This is a genomic window from Burkholderia sp. AU44665 (assembly GCF_030504405.1).
In the GTDB taxonomy this organism is placed as follows: domain Bacteria; phylum Pseudomonadota; class Gammaproteobacteria; order Burkholderiales; family Burkholderiaceae; genus Burkholderia; species Burkholderia semiarida.
The window spans coordinates 162,268-178,359 of record NZ_JAUJRI010000007.1 but is presented as its reverse complement, the minus strand read 5'-3'; the positions used below and the strand labels follow the sequence as shown (position 1 = coordinate 178,359).

Here is a 16,092-nt window from a genome sequence, read left to right as displayed (position 1 = left end):
CTTGTAGTTAGTGTGGTTAGCCGCAATCGGGGGTGATTTGCGCGGCGGTAATGGTGAGCTTGCCGTGTTCAACGTGAACGTGAAGCTTCTGGCCGGCGTGGAAGCCGACGTCGTGTATCAGCCAGCGGCCGACGATCTTGAGCCAGAGGTGCAGCGGCTCGCAGCTCTCGTCATAGATGGCCTGCAGTCCGTAACGACCGATGTCGCGCTTGCGCTGCATGGTGATGAAACGCTCCGTGACGGGTTGCCGAACCTACGGCGCGTGGACTTGGCGCACGTCCTGGTGTAGATATCCCGGTCGACATTGACGGAACGGTTCATCCAAGCACTGGCGGCATTTCGGTTGCTCTGGAATCAGCACGCAATCTTCCGCCTCATAGGCGCCCCGAAAATCCAGGGGGAACCGGAAGGGACTGTGCTTGTTTGCTGAATACAGCGAACCTTCCGAAAAGTCTGAGGTGCGTGCGGGATAGTGCCAAGCATGGAACGATCCAACCAAGCACAAGTATGTCTTTATCTGATTATCAAGCCGCACTTCGTTCAACGCGTGAAAAATTGGTGAGGCAATGACGGCTGAACTTTATGTCGTGCTGGATCGGGAACTGCGCGACGCATTGGAGGCGAGCGCCGACTTCGACGTGCTGAGAGATATTCTCGTGAAATATCGGGAGAAAGGTTTTAGTTCGAATTCCGTATGTGAATTGTTGGAATCTATGAGGGATGGCGTAACTTAAAATATTGAAGAGCGAATTCTGGAGCTTATGGATATCGTTTCTGGATTCTGTTCTCCGAATATGCGAGTTTGGTGATGGGTGAAAGGGCCGCAGTTGCGGCCGTTGTTGTTATCGTGGTTGGCGGCGATCCGGGCCGATGGTGATCTGCTCCGCCTGTTCTACTCGACCGTCGTACAGACGTCTACGACACGTCGTCAGGCCCGCCGAGCACGCGACAAAGCATCGACAGGTCGCGCAGCCTGAGATGCGGCGCCACGGCGTACCCCGGCGCGTATTCGCCTGCAGAAACCGGCTCGCGTACGACCCACGCCGCCTGCAGCCCCGCATTCAGCGCGCCGACGATATCGAGATGAAAATCGTCGCCGACATGCAGCAATTCGCCCGGCCGTACGTCGAGCGCATCCGCCGCCGCATGGAAGATCTCGGGTTCCGGCTTCGCGAAGCCGAACTCACGCGCACTGAGCGTCGTGCGAAAGAATTCGCCGCCGCCGGTCAGCCGGAGATCCGCGTTGCCGTTGGTGACCGCGATCAACGGAAAGCGCTCGCTCAGCCACGCGAGCGCCGGCAGCGCGTCTTCGTAGAATTCGACGCGGTTGCGCGCCGCATAGAACACGTCGTACGCACGATCGGTCAGCGAGACATCTTCGTTCGCGCGTTCCAGCGCCAGCCGGATCGACCCGATTCGCATCGCGCGAAAGTCGCCGGCAAGCTCTGGACACAAACGTTCGTATTCGTCACGTAGCGCACCGAGTGCCTGTTGCGTGGGCAGCACGCGCTCGGTGTTCGGCGCGTGCTCGATCAACCATGCGCGAAGCGCCGCCTCGGCCCGTACGACGGACGGCCCGAACGGCCACAGGGTGTCGTCGAGGTCGAACGAGAGGGCGGAGACTTTGGCGAGACGCATGGCGGTTGAAAGCGGGAAGTCGTTTTACCAGGGCCACGGAACGGCAGTGCCGGTGCCGTGGTCGAGGGCGTGCCGATACAGGAAGCGCGCGACGGTCAGATCCTGCAGCGCGAGCCCCGTCATGTCGAAGACGGTGATCTCGTGCGCGGCACGATCGATCGATGTCGCACCCGCGAGGATGTCACCGATTTCCGTGCGCGGCAAATCCGGCGCCCACTGGCACTCGCCGATGCCGCGCGCCTGATCGTGATCATCGACGACGATGCGCGCGCGTTCCAGCACGCCCGCCGGAAGTTCGCGCTTGCCCGCGGTATCGGCGCCCACGCAGGTCAGGTGGGTGCCGGGTTGCACGGCATCCGCGTCGAACAACGCGCCGCCGCCCGGCGTGGCCGTGATCACCACGTCGCTATCGGCCACCGCGTCGTTGCGGTCGCGCGCCACGCCGATCGTGCACCGATCGACGAAGTGCGCTTCGAACGCCGGGTCCGGCTCGCCGCCGACGGTCACGTACTGCACCGTGCATCGCCGCGGCAGCAGCCTGAGCGCGTAGTCGAGCTGCACGCGCGCCTGCACGCCCGTGCCGAACACGCAGAGCCGCGTGCTGTCGCGGCGCGCGAGCAGTTGCAACCCGAGGCCGCCGGCGGCCCCGGTGCGCGCGGTGGTGATCGCGTTGCCGTCCATGATGCACAGCGGGCGTCCCGTCGCCGGATCGAACAGCGCGACGGTGGCCTGATGCGGCTCGCCGCCCAGCGCACGGTTGCCCGGCCAGAACCCGGCCGCCTTGAAGCCGAGCAAGTCCTGACCGGCGACGTCGCCCGACTTGATGCCGAACACGCCGCCGGTATGGAGCTTCTCGCGCACGACCGGGAATACGCGTCCTGCCCGTTGACTGTGCAGCACGAAGGCTTCGCGGACGGCCGCCATCACTTGCTCGACCTGCAGGGCGGGCTCGACGGCATCGCGGTCGAGGAGAAGGAGGCGGGCGTCGGTCGGCATGGTCGGGGGCGCCTGTTCGGCACGAGATGAATCAAGGGTGTTTAAAGTTTGTCCAAATATGGACAAATAGTCAATGCGTGGATGAGACGGCATGGACGCCGGACGACGCTCACCACCCGTAGAACCGCGGCCACGTCTGCGCGGCGCCGTCGCCGCCGATGGCCTGGTATTCGGGATGCTGCGCGCCGGTGGCGCACGCATGATTCGGGAGAATGCGCAGCCGCGTGCCGATCGGAAACCGCTGCGCGATGTCCGTATCCGGCGCGCCCGTTCGCGACACGATCCCGTGTTCCTGATTGGCGGCGCTCATCAGGTAGCCACCGAGCACCTCGCCGTCTTCGGTGCAGACCTGCCCGTAGCCGAAATCGCGCGCCTGGCGCTGCGTGCCGCGGTCGCGGCTCATCGCCATCCAGCCCGCGTCGACGATCGCCCAGCCTTTCTCTTCCTGATGGCCGACGACGGTGGTCAGCACCGACAGCGCGATGTCGGACGGTTCGCACACGCCGATGTTGTGCATCACGAGGTCGAACATCACGTACACGCCGGCGCGCACTTCGGTCACGCCGTCGAGCCGTTGCGCCGCCAGCGCGGTGGGCGTCGATCCGATGCTGACGACCGGGCACGGCAAGCCGGCGGCCCGCAGGCGCTCGGCGGCGCGCACGGTGCGGCTGCGCTCCTGCTCGGCGATCGCGACCAGCGCTTCGGGCGTGTCGTATTCGTAGCTGGAGCCTGCGTGCGCGAGCACGCCGCCGAGCAGCATGCCGCCGTCGGTCAGCGCGCGGCCGACCTCGATCAGCAGGTCGGCATCGGGCGGGATGCCGGAGCGGTGCCCGTCGACGTCGACCTCGATCCACACGTCGAAACGTTCGCCGTGCTCGCGCCCGAACGCGGCGATCGCGTGCGCGGCCGGCAGGCTGTCGGCGACGATCTTCAGGTCGCAGCCCTGCCGGCGCAGCGCCAGCGCCTGGCCGAGCTTGGCGGGCACCATGCCGACCGCATAGACGATATCGACGATGCCGTCGGCGAAGAATTGCTCGGCTTCCTTGAGCGTGGACACCGTGATGCCCTGCGCGCCCGCCGCGATCTGCGCGTCGACGACTTGCCGGCATTTGGTGGTCTTGACGTGCGGCCGGAACCGGACGCCGAGCGCGTCCAGATGCGCCTGCATGCGTGCGATGTTGCGGTGCATGCGGCCGATATCGATCAATGCGGCCGGGGTGTTGAGGGTGTGAAGGGGCACGATGCGTCCGTTTGCGAAGTTGCCGATACGGACACTGTAGAGGAGGGGAGCAGCGCCGTGTTTAATGCGCGGCTAATCTGCCATTAAGCACAATTTAATCAACGGAATCGCACGGATCGCATCCAGACTCAGGCCTTGCCGCGCCAGGGCGGCGGATCGAGAAACTGCCGCGCGGCGTCGAGAAACACCCGCTGCCGCGCGGAGCGGCCGGTACGCGATGGCACGAGCGCCGTGACCGGCGCGGGCGGCAGGCGCCAGCGGGGCAGCAACCGGACGAGCTTGCCGTTCGCGAGCAGCGGTGCGACGTCCCACTCGGAGCGCTCGACGATGCCGAGCCCGGCCAGCGCCCATTCGGTGATGACGGTGCCGTCGTTGGACGACAGCGCGCCGGTGACGCGGATGACGGTGGACCGCCGCGAATCGCCCTTGGCGCCGCCAACAGGCGAGAAGCGCCAGCGCGGGATGTCCTCGTCGTTCTCGCGCAGGCACAGGCAGTCGTATCGCGCCAGGTCGGACGGATGCTTCAGATCCTTGATGCGACGCGCGTACGCGGGGCTCGCACAGAGGAAGCGCTCGTTGGGCGCGAGCGGATAGCCGATCCACGAAGACGACTTGAGGCTGCCGACATGGACGACCACGTCGGCCCCCGCCGCGCTGGTCAGCGGGCTTTCCGACAGATGGAGCGAGATCTCGAGTTTCGGATGTGCGCGCTGCACGTCGCGCACGATTCGTGCGACATATTTGCGGCCGAAGCCGAGCGGGGCGACGACGCGCAGCGTGCCCTGCACGTCGCCGTGATCGCCCGCGATGCTGACCGGCAGCGCCTCCACGCGCTCGAGAATGCCCACGGCTTCCTGGTACAGCCGCTGCCCTTCGTCGGTCAGCGCGATGCCTTTCGGTTGCCGCACGGCGAGCCGCGCGTTCAGGCGCGCTTCCATCCGCTGCAGGCGAATCGTGACCGCGGGCGGCGTGAGATCGAGCAGCCGGGCGGCAGCGGCCAGGGATCGGGACGTGCCGATCGCGCGGACGAGTCGAAGGTCGTCGAGGTCGAGCATTTCATGGCTCTTAATGCAGAGGGTATCCGGCATTAAACCGCACATTCGGTGCCGCCGCCATCGGGGTGGCCGCGCCCGCCTGCCGCATTCGCCGATACATTGAATCGTCCGATCGATCGTGACGCCCGGCGCCCGCCCGCCTACGCGTGCAGCCCCCAGATCAGCGACCGGTGCGCGGCCACTCCGGCCATCACGCCCGATGCCGATGCGAACGTTGCGTTGCTCATCGACGTCGACGCATCGCCCGCCGCGAATACGCCAGCGACGCTCGTCTGCTTCGACGCATCGACGCGAACGACGGGACCGAGCGGCCCTTCGTCGAACGCGCAGCCGAGCTGCTGCGCGAGGTCGCTCGCCATGCCGGTGCGCGCGCCGATGAACAACGCGTCGATCGGCACGACCTGGCCGTCGGCGAGCCGCAGCGCGTCGATACGCGGCGCATCGCCGAGGATCTCTGCGACCGGCGAGCGTTCGATCCGCACCCCGCGCGCGGCGAGCAACGCGGCTTCTTCGTCGTTCGCTTCGACCACGCCCTGCGTGAACCACGTCGTCGGGCCCCAGTCCGGAATCAGGATCGCCTGATGGACCGACAGCGGATGCGTGGCAAGCACGCCGAGCCGCTGGCCGCTTACTTCATATCCATGGCAGTACGGACAATGCAGCACGCTGATGCCCCAGCGTTCGGCGAGCCCCGGCAGCGCGGGCAGTTCGTCGCGGATGCCGGTGGCGAGAATCAGCCGGTCGGCGCTCGCGCGGCCGCCGTCGGCCAGCGTCACGTGAAAGCGCCCGTCCGCGTCGCGCTCGGCCGTGCGAACCACGCCGTCGATGCGCCGCACCGTCGGATACGCGTCGAGCTGCGCGCGCGCTTCGGCGACGATTTGCGCCGGCGGCTTGCCGTCCTGCCCGAGGAAGCCGTGCGCGTGTTCGGCAAAGCGGTTGCGCGGCCGGCCGGCGTCGATCACGAGCACGCGGCGGCGCGCCCGCGCCAGTTGCATCGCGGCCGACAACCCGGCAAAGCTGCCGCCGATCACGATCACTTCATGATGAGAATGCATGCGTCCGCTCCTTTCTGAAACTGCGTGAATGACCGATGTGCTCCGCTGACGGTCAACTCATGAAACATGAGAAGTTGCATGATAGGGCGATGGTATCCTTCATGCAACTTCAGAAGTTTCGAGAGAGAGGGGAGTTCTACCCGTGAGAACCGACAGCCGTTTGTCGCGCATCCTGCATGCGCTGATCCACATGGACCAGGCCGACGGCCCGCTGACGTCGGAGACGATCGCGACGATGCTGTGCACGAACCCGGTCGTCGTGCGGCGCCTGCTCGGCGGGTTGCGCGATCGCGGGTACGTGCAGTCGGAGAAGGGGCACGGCGGCGGCTGGGCGCTCAGCGTCGCGCTCGACGACATCACGCTGCTCGACGTCTATCGCGCGGTGGGCGAGCCGCCGCTGTTTTCCGATCTCGTGTCCGACGACGCGCCCGAATGTCTGGTCGAACAGGCCGTCAACGCGCATCTGTCGGCGACCCTGAAGGAGGCCGAAGCCTCGCTGCTCGCGCGCTTCGGCGAAGTCACGCTCGGCATGCTCTCGCGTGATTTCGACGCGAAGGCGGCGCGGCCGCGCAAGCCGCGCTGACGCGGCGCAGCACGTCCGCCGTACACGCGTGACGTGCGCGCCGGCGCGATCGAAACCGTCGCGCCGTCATGTTCTGTCCCCCAACTTCTGCCCGGTTCGCCCGCCACAGGGCAAAATACGGGTTTTCCGCACCCGCGAGGGCGCGTTCGAATCACGCGCCGGGCGGCGGCAGTGCGCATGCCGCACGCCGCCGCCCGGCGCCCCAGGCAAGATCGCTCGCCACGCTGCGAGCCCACAGGAGTCCAGACCCCATGCCCGAATCCAACCTGTCCTTCTTCGGCCGGCTGTCGCTGGCCGTCGGCACGTTCTTCTCCGTGCTCGGCAATCGCGAGTTCGCCGCCGACGTGCTGCGCGTGCGCGATGGCGCCGCGGCGCCCGTCGCGCCCGCTCCGACGCCGGCACCGGCCGCCGCGCCCGTCGCCCCCGCGCCCGTGAAGCCGCCGGCGCCCGAGCTGCGCGAAGCCAGCCCGCAGGCCGCGCTGCAGCTGCTCGGCCTGCTGCAGCGCGATGCGCGCTTCATCGATTTCGTCGAGGAAGACATCGCCGGCTACGCGGACGCCGACATCGGCGCGGCCGCGCGCCTCGTGCACGACGGCTGCCGCGCCGCGCTGCGCGAGCACTTCACGATCGTTCCCGTGCGCGACGAAGCCGAAGGCAGCCGCGTGACGCTGCCGGCCGGCTTCGACGCGACGGCCGTGCGCGTGACCGGCAACGTGGTCGGTTCCGCGCCGTTTACGGGCACGGTCAGCCATCGCGGCTGGCGTGTCGCAGACGTGCGCCTGCCGAAGCTGACGGGCAGCCACGACGCATCGGTCATCGCACCGGCGGAGGTGGAACTGTGAGCGATCCGCGCTATTCGATCGGTATCGACCTCGGGACGACCCATTGCGCGCTGTCGTACGTCGACAGCAGCACGAGCGACGGCGAGAAGATCACGCAGCAGGTGCTGCCGATCGCGCAACTCACTGCGCCCGGCGCGCTGGAATCGCGCGACCTGCTGCCGTCGTTTCTCTACTTGCCGCATGAAAGCGAGCTGACGCAGGGCGACCTGACGCTGCCGTGGACGGCCTCGCGCACCTTTGCGGTCGGCGAGATGGCGCGCACGCGCGGCGCCGGCACGCCGATCCGCCTCGTGTCGAGCGCGAAGAGCTGGCTGTGCCACCCGGGCGTTGATCGCCGCGCGGCGATCCTGCCGAGCGATGCGCCGCCGGAAGTGACGCGCGTGTCGCCGCTGGAAAGCTCGATCCGCTATCTGACGCACCTGCGCGAAGCGTGGGACCACGCGCATCCCGACGCACCGTTCGCCGACCAGGACGTGACGGTGACGATCCCCGCGTCGTTCGATCCGGCCGCGCGCGAGCTGACGGCCGAGGCGGCGCGCGCCGCCGGCTACTCGCGGATGACGCTGCTCGAGGAACCGCAGGCCGCACTGTATAGCTGGATCCAGAAGAGCGAAGGCGGCTGGCGCAAGCAGGTGCAGGTCGGCGACCTGATCCTGTGCGTGGACGTCGGCGGCGGCACGACCGACCTGTCGCTGATCGCGGTGGTCGAGCGCGACGGCAATCTCGAACTGCATCGCGTGGCCGTGGGCGAGCACATCCTGCTCGGCGGCGACAACATGGACCTCGCGCTCGCGCACGTGGTGGCGCGCAAGCTCGCGCAGCAGGGCACGCAGGCCGATCCGTGGCAACTGCGCGCGCTGACCTACGCGTGCCGCTCGGCCAAGGAAACGCTGCTGTCCGACCCGAGCGCCGACGCGGTGCCGCTCGTCGTGCCGAGCCGCGGCTCGAAGCTGATCGGCGGCTCGATCCGCACCGAACTGACGCGCGCGGAACTGACGCAGACGATCCTCGAAGGCTTCTTCCCGCAGGTCGATGCGGCCGCGCGCCCGGTGAGCCGCGCGCGTGTCGGCCTGACGCAGCTCGGCCTGCCGTATGCGCAGGACGCCGGCATCACGCGCCATCTCGCGGCATTCCTCGGCCGCCAGGTCGCGGCGCTCGACACGCTCGAAGGCGTGCAGCGCACGCTGCCGCAGGGCGCGACGTTCCTGCATCCGACCGCCGTGCTGTTCAACGGCGGCGTGTTCAAGTCGACGCTGCTCACGCAGCGCGTGCTCGACACGCTCAACGGCTGGCTCGCCGCCGAAGGCGCGCCGGCCGCGCGCCTGCTCGAAGGCGCGGATCTCGATCTCGCGGTCGCGCGCGGCGCGGCGTACTACGGCTACGTGAAGCGCGGCCGCGGCGTGCGCATTCGCGGCGGCACGGCGCGCGCGTACTACGTCGCGATCGAATCGGCGATGCCCGCGGTGCCGGGGCTGGAGCCGCCGGTGCAGGCGCTGTGCGTCGCGCCGTTCGGGATGGAGGAAGGCTCGGACGCGGCGCTGCCGCCGCAGGAGTTCGGGCTGGTCGTCGGCGAACCGGTGCAGTTCCGCTTCTTCGGCTCGTCGGTGCGGCGCCAGGACCAGGTCGGCACGCTGCTCGACTACTGGTCGCCGGAAGAGTTGCAGGAGCTGGAGGAAATCCAGGCGACGCTGCCCGCCGAAGGGCGCACCGTCGGCGAAGTCGTGCCGGTGAAGCTGCATGCGCGCGTGACCGAAGCCGGCACGCTCGAACTCGAGGCGATCCCGAGCGGCACGAACGAGCGCTGGAAGGTCGAGTTCGACGTGCGCGGCGCCGCCTGAGCGCGATGAAGCGTTATACGGTCGGCATCGACCTCGGCACGAGCAATACGGTCGTCGCGTACGTCGAGGCCGGCTCCGACGCGATCCGCGTGTTCGACGTCGAGCAACTGGTCGGGCCCGGCGCGGTGGCCGCGCAGCCGCTGCTGCCGTCGGTGCGCTATCACCCGGCGGCGGGCGAGCTGCCGCCGGACGCGTTGCGACTGCCGTGGGCGGTCGATCCGAAGGCAAATACGAAGGCAAACGCGCAATCGGTCAAGACCGACGCGCCGCCGGCCGTGATCGGCCGCTACGCGCGCACGCTCGGCGCGCAGGTGCCGGGCCGGCTCGTGTCGAGCGCGAAGAGCTGGCTGTCGCATGCCGCGGTCGATCGGCTCGCGGCGATCCTGCCGTGGGGCGCGGCTGACGGCGTCGACAAGGTGTCGCCGGTCGACGCGAGCGCGAGTTATCTCGCGCACGTGCGCGACGCATGGGACGCGCATTTTCCCGATGCGCCGCTCGCGCGGCAGGACGTGATCCTGACGGTGCCCGCGTCGTTCGACGACGGCGCGCGCGCGTTGACGGTCGAGGCCGCGAAACGCGCGAAGCTGCCGGCGCTGCGCTTGCTCGAAGAGCCGCAAGCCGCGTTCTACGACTGGCTGTATGGGCAACGCGACACGTTGCGCGAGGCGTTCGCCCATCCGCGGCGCGTGCTGATCTGCGACGTGGGCGGCGGCACGACCGACCTCACGCTCGTCGACGTCGCGCCGGGCGACGACGGCGAGCCGACCTTTACGCGCGTCGGCGTCGGCAACCACCTGATGCTTGGCGGCGACAACATGGATCTCGCGCTCGCGCGCCTCGTCGAGACGCGGCTGACCGAGCCCGGCACGCGGCTGTCGGCGGCGAGCCTGTCGCAACTCGTCGAGCGCTGCCGCGCGGCGAAGGAGCGGCTGCTCGGCGACGACGCACCCGCGTCCGTCACCGTCACGCTGCTCGGCGCGGGCAGCAAGCTGGTGGGCGGCGCGCGCTCGGCCGAGCTGACCCGGCAGGAAGTCGAGCAGATCGTCGTCGACGGGTTCTTTCCGCAGGTCGACGCCGATGAATTGCCGCGCCGGGCGCGCGCGGCGATCGTCGAATTCGGCTTGCCGTATGCGAGCGACGCGGCCATTACGCGCCACGTCGCCGCGTTCCTGAAGCGTCATGCGGAGGGCCCGCTGCCCGACGCGCTGCTGCTCAACGGCGGCGTGTTCCGCGCGGATGCGCTCGCCGGCCGTCTCGCGCAGACGCTCGGTGCGTGGCGTGGCGCGCCGCTCGACGTGCTGCACAACGCGCACCCGGACGTGGCCGTCGCGCGCGGCGCGGTGGCCTACGGGCTCGCGCGCGCCGGGCATGCGCCGCGCATCGGCGGCGGCTCCGCGCGCAGCTATTTCCTCGTGCTCGACGATGGCGCCGATGGCGCGGCCGCACGCGGCGTCTGCCTGCTGCCGCGCGGCGCGGAAGAGGGCCGCGAGATCCGGCTCGACGATCGCACGTTCGCGCTGCAGCTTGGGCAGCCGGTGCGCTTCCACCTCGTATCGACCGTGGCCGACACGAAGTATCGACCCGGCGATCTCGTCGATCTCGACGGTGGCGATTTCGTGCGGCTGCCGCCGATCGCGACGGTCGTCGACGCGAAGGCGGGCGGCGACGTGCGCGAAACGCCGGTGACGCTCACCGCGTCGCTGACCGAGGTCGGCACGCTCGAAATGCACTGCATCGCGATCGACGATGCGGCGCGACGCTGGCGGCTCGAATTCCAGTTGCGCGGCGACGCGCCGGTGCACGGCGACGCTGCCGCGCCCACGCGGCATCCGCGGCTCGACCAGGCGATCGAGCTGATCGAGCGCTCGTTCGGCAGCAAGGCCGCGGGCGTCACGCCGAAAGACACGCGCCGGTTGCGCGCGCAACTCGAGCACGTGCTCGGCGCACGCGAAGAGTGGGACGTCGCGCTCGCACGCGAACTGTTCGACGCATTGCTCGCGCGGGCGCGGCGGCGGCGCCGCTCGGCCGATCACGAGCGCGCCTGGTTGAATCTCGCCGGATATTGCCTGCGTCCGGGTTTCGGCCATCCGCTCGACGCGTGGCGCATCGAGCAACTGTGGCCGCTGTTCGACGACGGCATTCAATACGTGACCGACGCGCAGGTGTGGTCCGAGTGGTGGACGCTGTGGCGGCGCGTGGCCGGCGGGCTCGACGACGCTGCGCAGACGCAGGTGCGCGATGCGATCGCGTTCCTCGAACCGTCCGACGACAAGCGGCGCAAGCTGCCGTTCGATCCGGCCAAGGTCGGGCCGGCCGACATGACGCGGTTGTCCGCGTCGCTCGAACGGCTGCCGGTCGAGCGCAAGGTCGAGCTGGCCGAGCGCCTGATCGCGCAACTGCAGAAGCCGGCCGAACGCACGCTGTGCGCGTGGGCGCTCGGGCGGATCGGCGCGCGTCGGCCGTTCTACGGCAGCGCGCACGGCGTCGTGCCGGCGGAAATCGTCATCGGCTGGCTCGATGCGCTGTTCGCGCTCGACTGGAAGCAGGTCGAGCCGGCTGCGTTCGCGGCTGCGCAGATTGCGCGAATGACGGGCGACCGCTCGCGCGATCTGCCGGAGGACACGCGCGAGGCGGTGATCAAGCGCCTGTCGGCCGCGAATGCATCGACGGCGTGGATCGACATGGTGCGTGAAGCGATCGCGTTCGACGAAGCCGATACGGTGCGCGTGTTCGGCGAAACGCTGCCGGCCGGGTTGAAGCTGCTGGGCGATTGATGGCAGTACAGGATGTTTCGATCTCGTTGGAAGGTCGAAGCATCCGGTCGCGGTCGCGCCAACCATGGCGCGACCGCGACGCCCGTTCCATTCAGGCGTGCGATACCGACGCTGCTTCGCGTCGTTTTTCCATTGATTCGAATTTCGCGCCCTCCTGCGCCGCCGCCGAACGCCGCGCGAGATGAATTCCCGCGAGCATACAGCGCACCGACCGTTGACGCGCAAGGCGCGAAACGGGCCGGTTCCGCGCCACGTTCCTGCGTGCGGTCAGGCGCTGGGCGCCGGCTCCGGAAACACCGGCTCACCAAGCGTCAGCATCAACCGGTTCGCCCACGCGAAGATCGCGATCGCGTGCGACAGGTCGAGCATTTCCTCATGCGTCAGCCCTTCGGCTTCGAGCGCGGCGATGTCGCTTGCGTCGATCGCGTCGGGCCGTTCGGTCAACGCGATCGCATAGCGGACGATCGCGCGTTCGCGTGCCGTGGTGCCGGCCGCCGCCGGATCGTCGAACACCTGCTCGATCGCATCGGTGCGTTTCGCGAGCTGCGTAAAGCGCTGCGCATGCACCGACGCGCAGTACACGCAGCCGTTCACGCGCGACACCGCCGTGCTCGCCAGTTCGCGTTCCGCGCGCGACAGCCCGCCGGGGCCGTACATGATCGCGTTGAACACGCCCGAGCGCTGCAGCAGGATCTCGGCATGATGGACGAGCAGCAGATAGTAGTCGGACGTCTTCGCTTGCGGATGGCTCGCTTCGAGCACCGCGAGCTGATCGGGCGTCGCCGCATCGAGCGAGACCGTGTCGAGCCACGCGCGCCAGCCGAGCGTGTCGAAGGTGAAGCCGTGGGTGGCAGTCGTCATGCGGCCTCCTTTGCGACGCGTGCCTGAAGCGCCCGCGCGGCCGCGGCGACGCGCAACTGATACGCGACGAACGCGACGAGCTGCGACAGCGCGACGATCGCGGGCGTCGTGAGCCCGGCCGATTTCAACGTGTCGAGATCGGATGCGCGCGCGTCGACCGGCGCGTGCGTCAGGCGCTTCGCGTGCAGCAGGATCGCGCCGAGGCGGCGAGGCAGCGCGTCGAACGCGTCGGCATCTGCGTGCTCGATGTCGTCGAGCGTGCCGCCTGCGTCGAGCAGCCGGGCGCGATAGATGTCGGCCAGCGCGTGCGCATTCGACTGCCACGCGACATACCGTGCCGCATGCAGCCGCTCGATCAGCGAAAGATCGGGTAGCGCGGGATCGAACAGCGCGGCTTCGCTCAGTTGCGTATGCAACAGCACCTTGTCGCGCGCGCGGCGCAGCGCGGCGACGGCGTCGCCGGCGCGCAGGCCGGCTGCCGCGTCGATCGTGTCCGGCCCGGCGGCCGGCGTGATGGAGTCAGTCATCGTTTCGGTTTCCCTTCGTCGTCAAAGTGATCGATGGCGTCGGCGTCGCGCCATTCGTCGCCTTGCAGTTCGGCATTCGCGTACGCGACGAGCGCATCGTAGTGGCGGTCGCGATCGGCATCGAACAGCCGGCTCGCAATGCCGCGCGCGAGCCGCTGCGCGCCCGCGCTGATCGCCGGGATATCGCCGGACAGCTTGCCGTGGCTCAGGCTCGCCGCATGGTTGAAGCAATGGATGCGCGTGACGGCCGGGCACGCGCCGCGCTCGCGCTCCTGGAACGCGAACGCGGGGCCGAGATCGGGCGACTCGGCGAGCTCGTCGAGCCACAGCGCCGGTTCCGGCCGATACCGATCCTTCCAGCGCCGCACGTGCGCGCCGAACGACGCGAATTCCTCGCGCGTCGTCCAGTCCGAATGAAAGCCCGTCGCGAAGATCAGGAAGTCGACCGTGTAGCGTCCGCGCGGCGTCGTCAGTTCGAGGCCGTCCGCGTGGTCGGCGAGCATTTCGATCGGGCTGCCCGCATGGAAATGCGCATGGTCGTGGCGCGAGACGCGCAGCACGCTGTCGCGCGGCGGTGGCGTCTGCGACGTCAGCGCGTAGTGCATGAAACGCCACTTCGTCGCATCGTCGAGATCGGCGTAGCCGTGCACGAGGCCCGGGCTGCCGATGCCGGTCAGCTTGTTGATGCGCGGAATGTCCGCGCGACGGAAGAACAGGTCGACGCGCGCGGCGCCCGCTTCGAGCGCGGTGCCCGCGTTGTCGAACGCGGACGCGCCCGCGCCGACCACGCCGACGCGCTTGCCCGCGAGCGCGGCGAAATCGATCGGCTCGGACGAATGAGCCCAGCGCGTGCGCTGCGCGCGCCGCGCGACGGGCGGCACGTACGGGCCGCCGAGGCCGTCGCGGCCGGTCGCGAGCACGACGTGCCGCGCGAGCAGCGTGTGCGCTTCGCCGTTGCCGCGCACGTCGAGCGCGAGCAGCCCGTCGTCGCGCGGGCGCAGCGCGACGAGCGTCGTGTCGTTGCGCACCGGCAGGTCGAGCACGCGCCGATACCAGCGCAGGTAGTCCATCCATTGCGGGCGCGGAATCTTGTACAGCGCGTCCCACGCGTCGCGGCCGTATTGCGCTTCGAACCACGCGCGGAACGTCAGCGCGGGCAGGCCGAGTGCGGGGCCCGCAAGCTGCTTCGGCGAACGCAGCGTCTCCATCCGCGCGAACGTGACCCACGGGCCTTCGTAGCCGGCCGGCGCGCGGTCGATCACGCACTGGTTGTCGATGCCGAGCAGGCGCAGCTCGGCCGACGCCGCGAGCCCGGCCATGCCGCCGCCGACGATCGCGACGTCGAGCACGCGCGCGCCGTCCGCTTCGCGCGGCGGCACCCACGACGGCGCGGGCAGGTCGAGCCAGCGCAGGTCCTGCGCGAGCCGCGCCTCGAGTGCGTCGAGCGGGGTCGTCATGCGGCCTCCGGGCGCACGCGGCGGGTACGTGCCGGGCGAGGCGCGCGCGCCGCGCGGTCGGCCCGCAGCCGGTCGCCGCGCAGCAGCGCATCGTGCGCGGCGGCATCGTGGAAGATCACGTCGTCGAGCAGCGCGCCCGTCGTGCGGTGCAGCGCGTCGAGCAACGCATCGACGGCCGCCGTGCGTGCCTTGCCGGCCGGCGTCGCGACGCCGAACGCGAACGGGATGTCGACATCGAGCGGGCGTGCGACGACGCCGTCCACCGGCAATGCGACGCCCGTGGCCGGATCGACGATGCCGACCCCGATGCCCGCGCGCGCGGCCATCACCGCATTCAGCGACGCGTTGGTTTCGATGAACACGTGCGCATCGACGCGCGCGGCCGCGAACGCCGCGTCGATCCGCTGGCGCAGCCGGTGCCGGTTCGCGACCGTCACGATGCGGCGCCGCGCGAGGTCGCGCAGCGCGATGCGCGGTTTCGCCGCGAGCGGGTCGTCGGCCGGCAGCACGGCGACGCACGGCGTTTGCGCGATCCAGTGCACGTCGAGCCCGGCATGCGCCATCGGCAGCGTGACGACGCCGACATCGGCCGTGCCGGCCAGCACCTCGTGCACGACGTGCTCGGCCGATTCGCTGCGCAACTGATAGTGCGGCGCATGCGCGTCGTCGGGCAGCGCGGCGAGCGCGGCCGGCACGAGCGTGGCCGCGAGCGACGGCGTGGCCGCGATGCGAACGGGTTCGGCCGTTTCGTCGCCGAGTGCGCGGGCCCGCGCCTCGATCGCGCGCAGGCCGACCAGCGAGCGCTCGACTTCCTCGTACAGCAGGAACGCGCGCCGCGTCGGCGTGACGCGCGGGCCGTGCCGGTCGAATAGCGCGTAGCCGAGATCGGCTTCGAGTTCCTGGATCTGCCGCGTGACGGCCGGCTGCGAGCGGCCGAGCAGCTCGCCCGCGCCGGTGACGCTGCCGGCCGACATGACCGCGGAAAAGGCTTCGAGTTGATGCAACTCCATGACGCGTTCCGATGATGCGATTTGCGCATTGTAGGAGTGCGAGCATGCACGATTCATATAATGATTTTTGCTATCGACAGCGGGAAAACTGCGAAGGGCGTAACGACCGCGGCGGCCCGTCGTGCGTGCAGTCGCACCGGTCGTGCACGGTGCGCCGAACGAAACGCCAATCGAATCAACACGATGCGATGCATGCCGGCATGTCGATCGATGCGG

At 69.3% G+C, this 16,092-nt stretch carries 14 protein-coding genes; 4 read left to right on the top strand and 10 right to left on the bottom strand.

Translation table 11 applies throughout. The features are described 5' to 3' along the window. Positions 1-16: 16 nt before the first annotated feature. From QZM15_RS17195 to QZM15_RS17170, 6 genes are all read right to left on the bottom strand, one after another. Entirely contained in the window at positions 17-220 is a 204-nt protein-coding gene (locus QZM15_RS17195) for a SymE family type I addiction module toxin (protein ID WP_099317098.1), read from the bottom strand. 695 nt (positions 221-915) lie between these two features. Beyond that, entirely contained in the window at positions 916-1,638 is a 723-nt protein-coding gene (locus tag QZM15_RS17190) for an HAD family hydrolase (RefSeq protein WP_104013023.1), read from the bottom strand. Between the two features lie 24 nt (positions 1,639-1,662). Further along, entirely contained in the window at positions 1,663-2,634 is a 972-nt protein-coding gene (locus QZM15_RS17185) for an ornithine cyclodeaminase family protein (RefSeq protein WP_302106931.1), read from the bottom strand. A gap of 109 nt (positions 2,635-2,743) precedes the next feature. After that, on the bottom strand, positions 2,744-3,874 hold the full coding sequence (locus QZM15_RS17180) for a DSD1 family PLP-dependent enzyme (protein ID WP_302106861.1): 1,131 nt from the start codon (positions 3,872-3,874) through the stop codon (positions 2,744-2,746). Positions 3,875-4,002: 128 nt separating this feature from the next. Then, positions 4,003-4,929 (bottom strand): LysR substrate-binding domain-containing protein, encoded by a 927-nt coding sequence (locus tag QZM15_RS17175; protein WP_155754806.1) that lies wholly within the window; start codon positions 4,927-4,929, stop codon positions 4,003-4,005. 140 nt (positions 4,930-5,069) lie between these two features. Continuing rightward, positions 5,070-5,984: an NAD(P)/FAD-dependent oxidoreductase gene (locus tag QZM15_RS17170; RefSeq protein WP_302106860.1), complete on the bottom strand. Its 915-nt coding sequence runs from the start codon at positions 5,982-5,984 to the stop codon at positions 5,070-5,072. 142 nt (positions 5,985-6,126) lie between these two features. On the opposite strand from QZM15_RS17170, the gene QZM15_RS17165 reads away from it, so the two are divergent. The 4 genes from QZM15_RS17165 to QZM15_RS17150 all read left to right on the top strand — a co-directional run bounded on the left by QZM15_RS17165 (position 6,127) and on the right by QZM15_RS17150 (position 12,021). Further along, a complete protein-coding gene (locus QZM15_RS17165; protein WP_059580023.1) occupies positions 6,127-6,567 on the top strand; it encodes an Rrf2 family transcriptional regulator in 441 nt (146 codons plus the stop codon). A gap of 251 nt (positions 6,568-6,818) precedes the next feature. Next, on the top strand, positions 6,819-7,409 hold the full coding sequence (locus tag QZM15_RS17160; RefSeq protein WP_060315824.1) for a DUF2760 domain-containing protein: 591 nt from the start codon (positions 6,819-6,821) through the stop codon (positions 7,407-7,409). Further along, the gene (locus tag QZM15_RS17155) at positions 7,406-9,247 is read left to right on the top strand and encodes an Hsp70 family protein (protein WP_302106859.1); all 1,842 of its coding nucleotides are present in this window, start codon (positions 7,406-7,408) and stop codon (positions 9,245-9,247) included. The genes QZM15_RS17160 and QZM15_RS17155 overlap by 4 nt, the downstream gene beginning before the upstream one ends. A gap of 5 nt (positions 9,248-9,252) precedes the next feature. Further along, a complete protein-coding gene (locus tag QZM15_RS17150; RefSeq protein ID WP_302106858.1) occupies positions 9,253-12,021 on the top strand; it encodes an Hsp70 family protein in 2,769 nt (922 codons plus the stop codon). Positions 12,022-12,288: 267 nt separating this feature from the next. On the opposite strand, the gene QZM15_RS17140 is transcribed toward QZM15_RS17150, so the two are convergent. From QZM15_RS17140 to QZM15_RS17125, 4 genes are read right to left on the bottom strand one after another with little or no spacing between them, the layout of a single operon-like run. After that, positions 12,289-12,882, bottom strand: a complete 594-nt coding sequence (locus tag QZM15_RS17140; protein WP_302106857.1) for a peroxidase-related enzyme — start codon at positions 12,880-12,882, stop codon at positions 12,289-12,291. Next, positions 12,879-13,409, bottom strand: coding sequence for a CMD domain-containing protein (locus QZM15_RS17135; RefSeq protein ID WP_124863781.1), 531 nt, complete (start codon positions 13,407-13,409; stop codon positions 12,879-12,881). The genes QZM15_RS17140 and QZM15_RS17135 overlap by 4 nt, the downstream gene beginning before the upstream one ends. After that, positions 13,406-14,866, bottom strand: a complete 1,461-nt coding sequence (locus QZM15_RS17130; RefSeq protein ID WP_302106856.1) for an NAD(P)-binding domain-containing protein — start codon at positions 14,864-14,866, stop codon at positions 13,406-13,408. The genes QZM15_RS17135 and QZM15_RS17130 overlap by 4 nt, the downstream gene beginning before the upstream one ends. Continuing rightward, entirely contained in the window at positions 14,863-15,876 is a 1,014-nt protein-coding gene (locus QZM15_RS17125; protein WP_302106855.1) for a LysR family transcriptional regulator, read from the bottom strand. The genes QZM15_RS17130 and QZM15_RS17125 overlap by 4 nt, the downstream gene beginning before the upstream one ends. Positions 15,877-16,092 lie beyond the last annotated feature (216 nt).

Excerpts from the sequence above, each read along its gene's own strand:
- QZM15_RS17160 (WP_060315824.1), top strand. The coding sequence starts at position 6,819 with ATGCCCGAATCCAACCTGTCCTTCTTCGGCCGGCTGTCGCTGGCCGTC.
- QZM15_RS17125 (WP_302106855.1), bottom strand. The coding sequence starts at position 15,876 with ATGGAGTTGCATCAACTCGAAGCCTTTTCCGCGGTCATGTCGGCCGGC.
- QZM15_RS17140 (WP_302106857.1), bottom strand. The coding sequence starts at position 12,882 with ATGACGACTGCCACCCACGGCTTCACCTTCGACACGCTCGGCTGGCGC.
- QZM15_RS17135 (WP_124863781.1), bottom strand. The coding sequence starts at position 13,409 with ATGACTGACTCCATCACGCCGGCCGCCGGGCCGGACACGATCGACGCG.
- QZM15_RS17190 (WP_104013023.1), bottom strand. The coding sequence starts at position 1,638 with ATGCGTCTCGCCAAAGTCTCCGCCCTCTCGTTCGACCTCGACGACACC.
- QZM15_RS17150 (WP_302106858.1), top strand. The coding sequence starts at position 9,253 with ATGAAGCGTTATACGGTCGGCATCGACCTCGGCACGAGCAATACGGTC.
- QZM15_RS17185 (WP_302106931.1), bottom strand. The coding sequence starts at position 2,634 with ATGCCGACCGACGCCCGCCTCCTTCTCCTCGACCGCGATGCCGTCGAG.
- QZM15_RS17175 (WP_155754806.1), bottom strand. The coding sequence starts at position 4,929 with ATGCTCGACCTCGACGACCTTCGACTCGTCCGCGCGATCGGCACGTCC.
- QZM15_RS17195 (WP_099317098.1), bottom strand. The coding sequence starts at position 220 with ATGCAGCGCAAGCGCGACATCGGTCGTTACGGACTGCAGGCCATCTAT.
- QZM15_RS17130 (WP_302106856.1), bottom strand. The coding sequence starts at position 14,866 with ATGACGACCCCGCTCGACGCACTCGAGGCGCGGCTCGCGCAGGACCTG.
- QZM15_RS17170 (WP_302106860.1), bottom strand. The coding sequence starts at position 5,984 with ATGCATTCTCATCATGAAGTGATCGTGATCGGCGGCAGCTTTGCCGGG.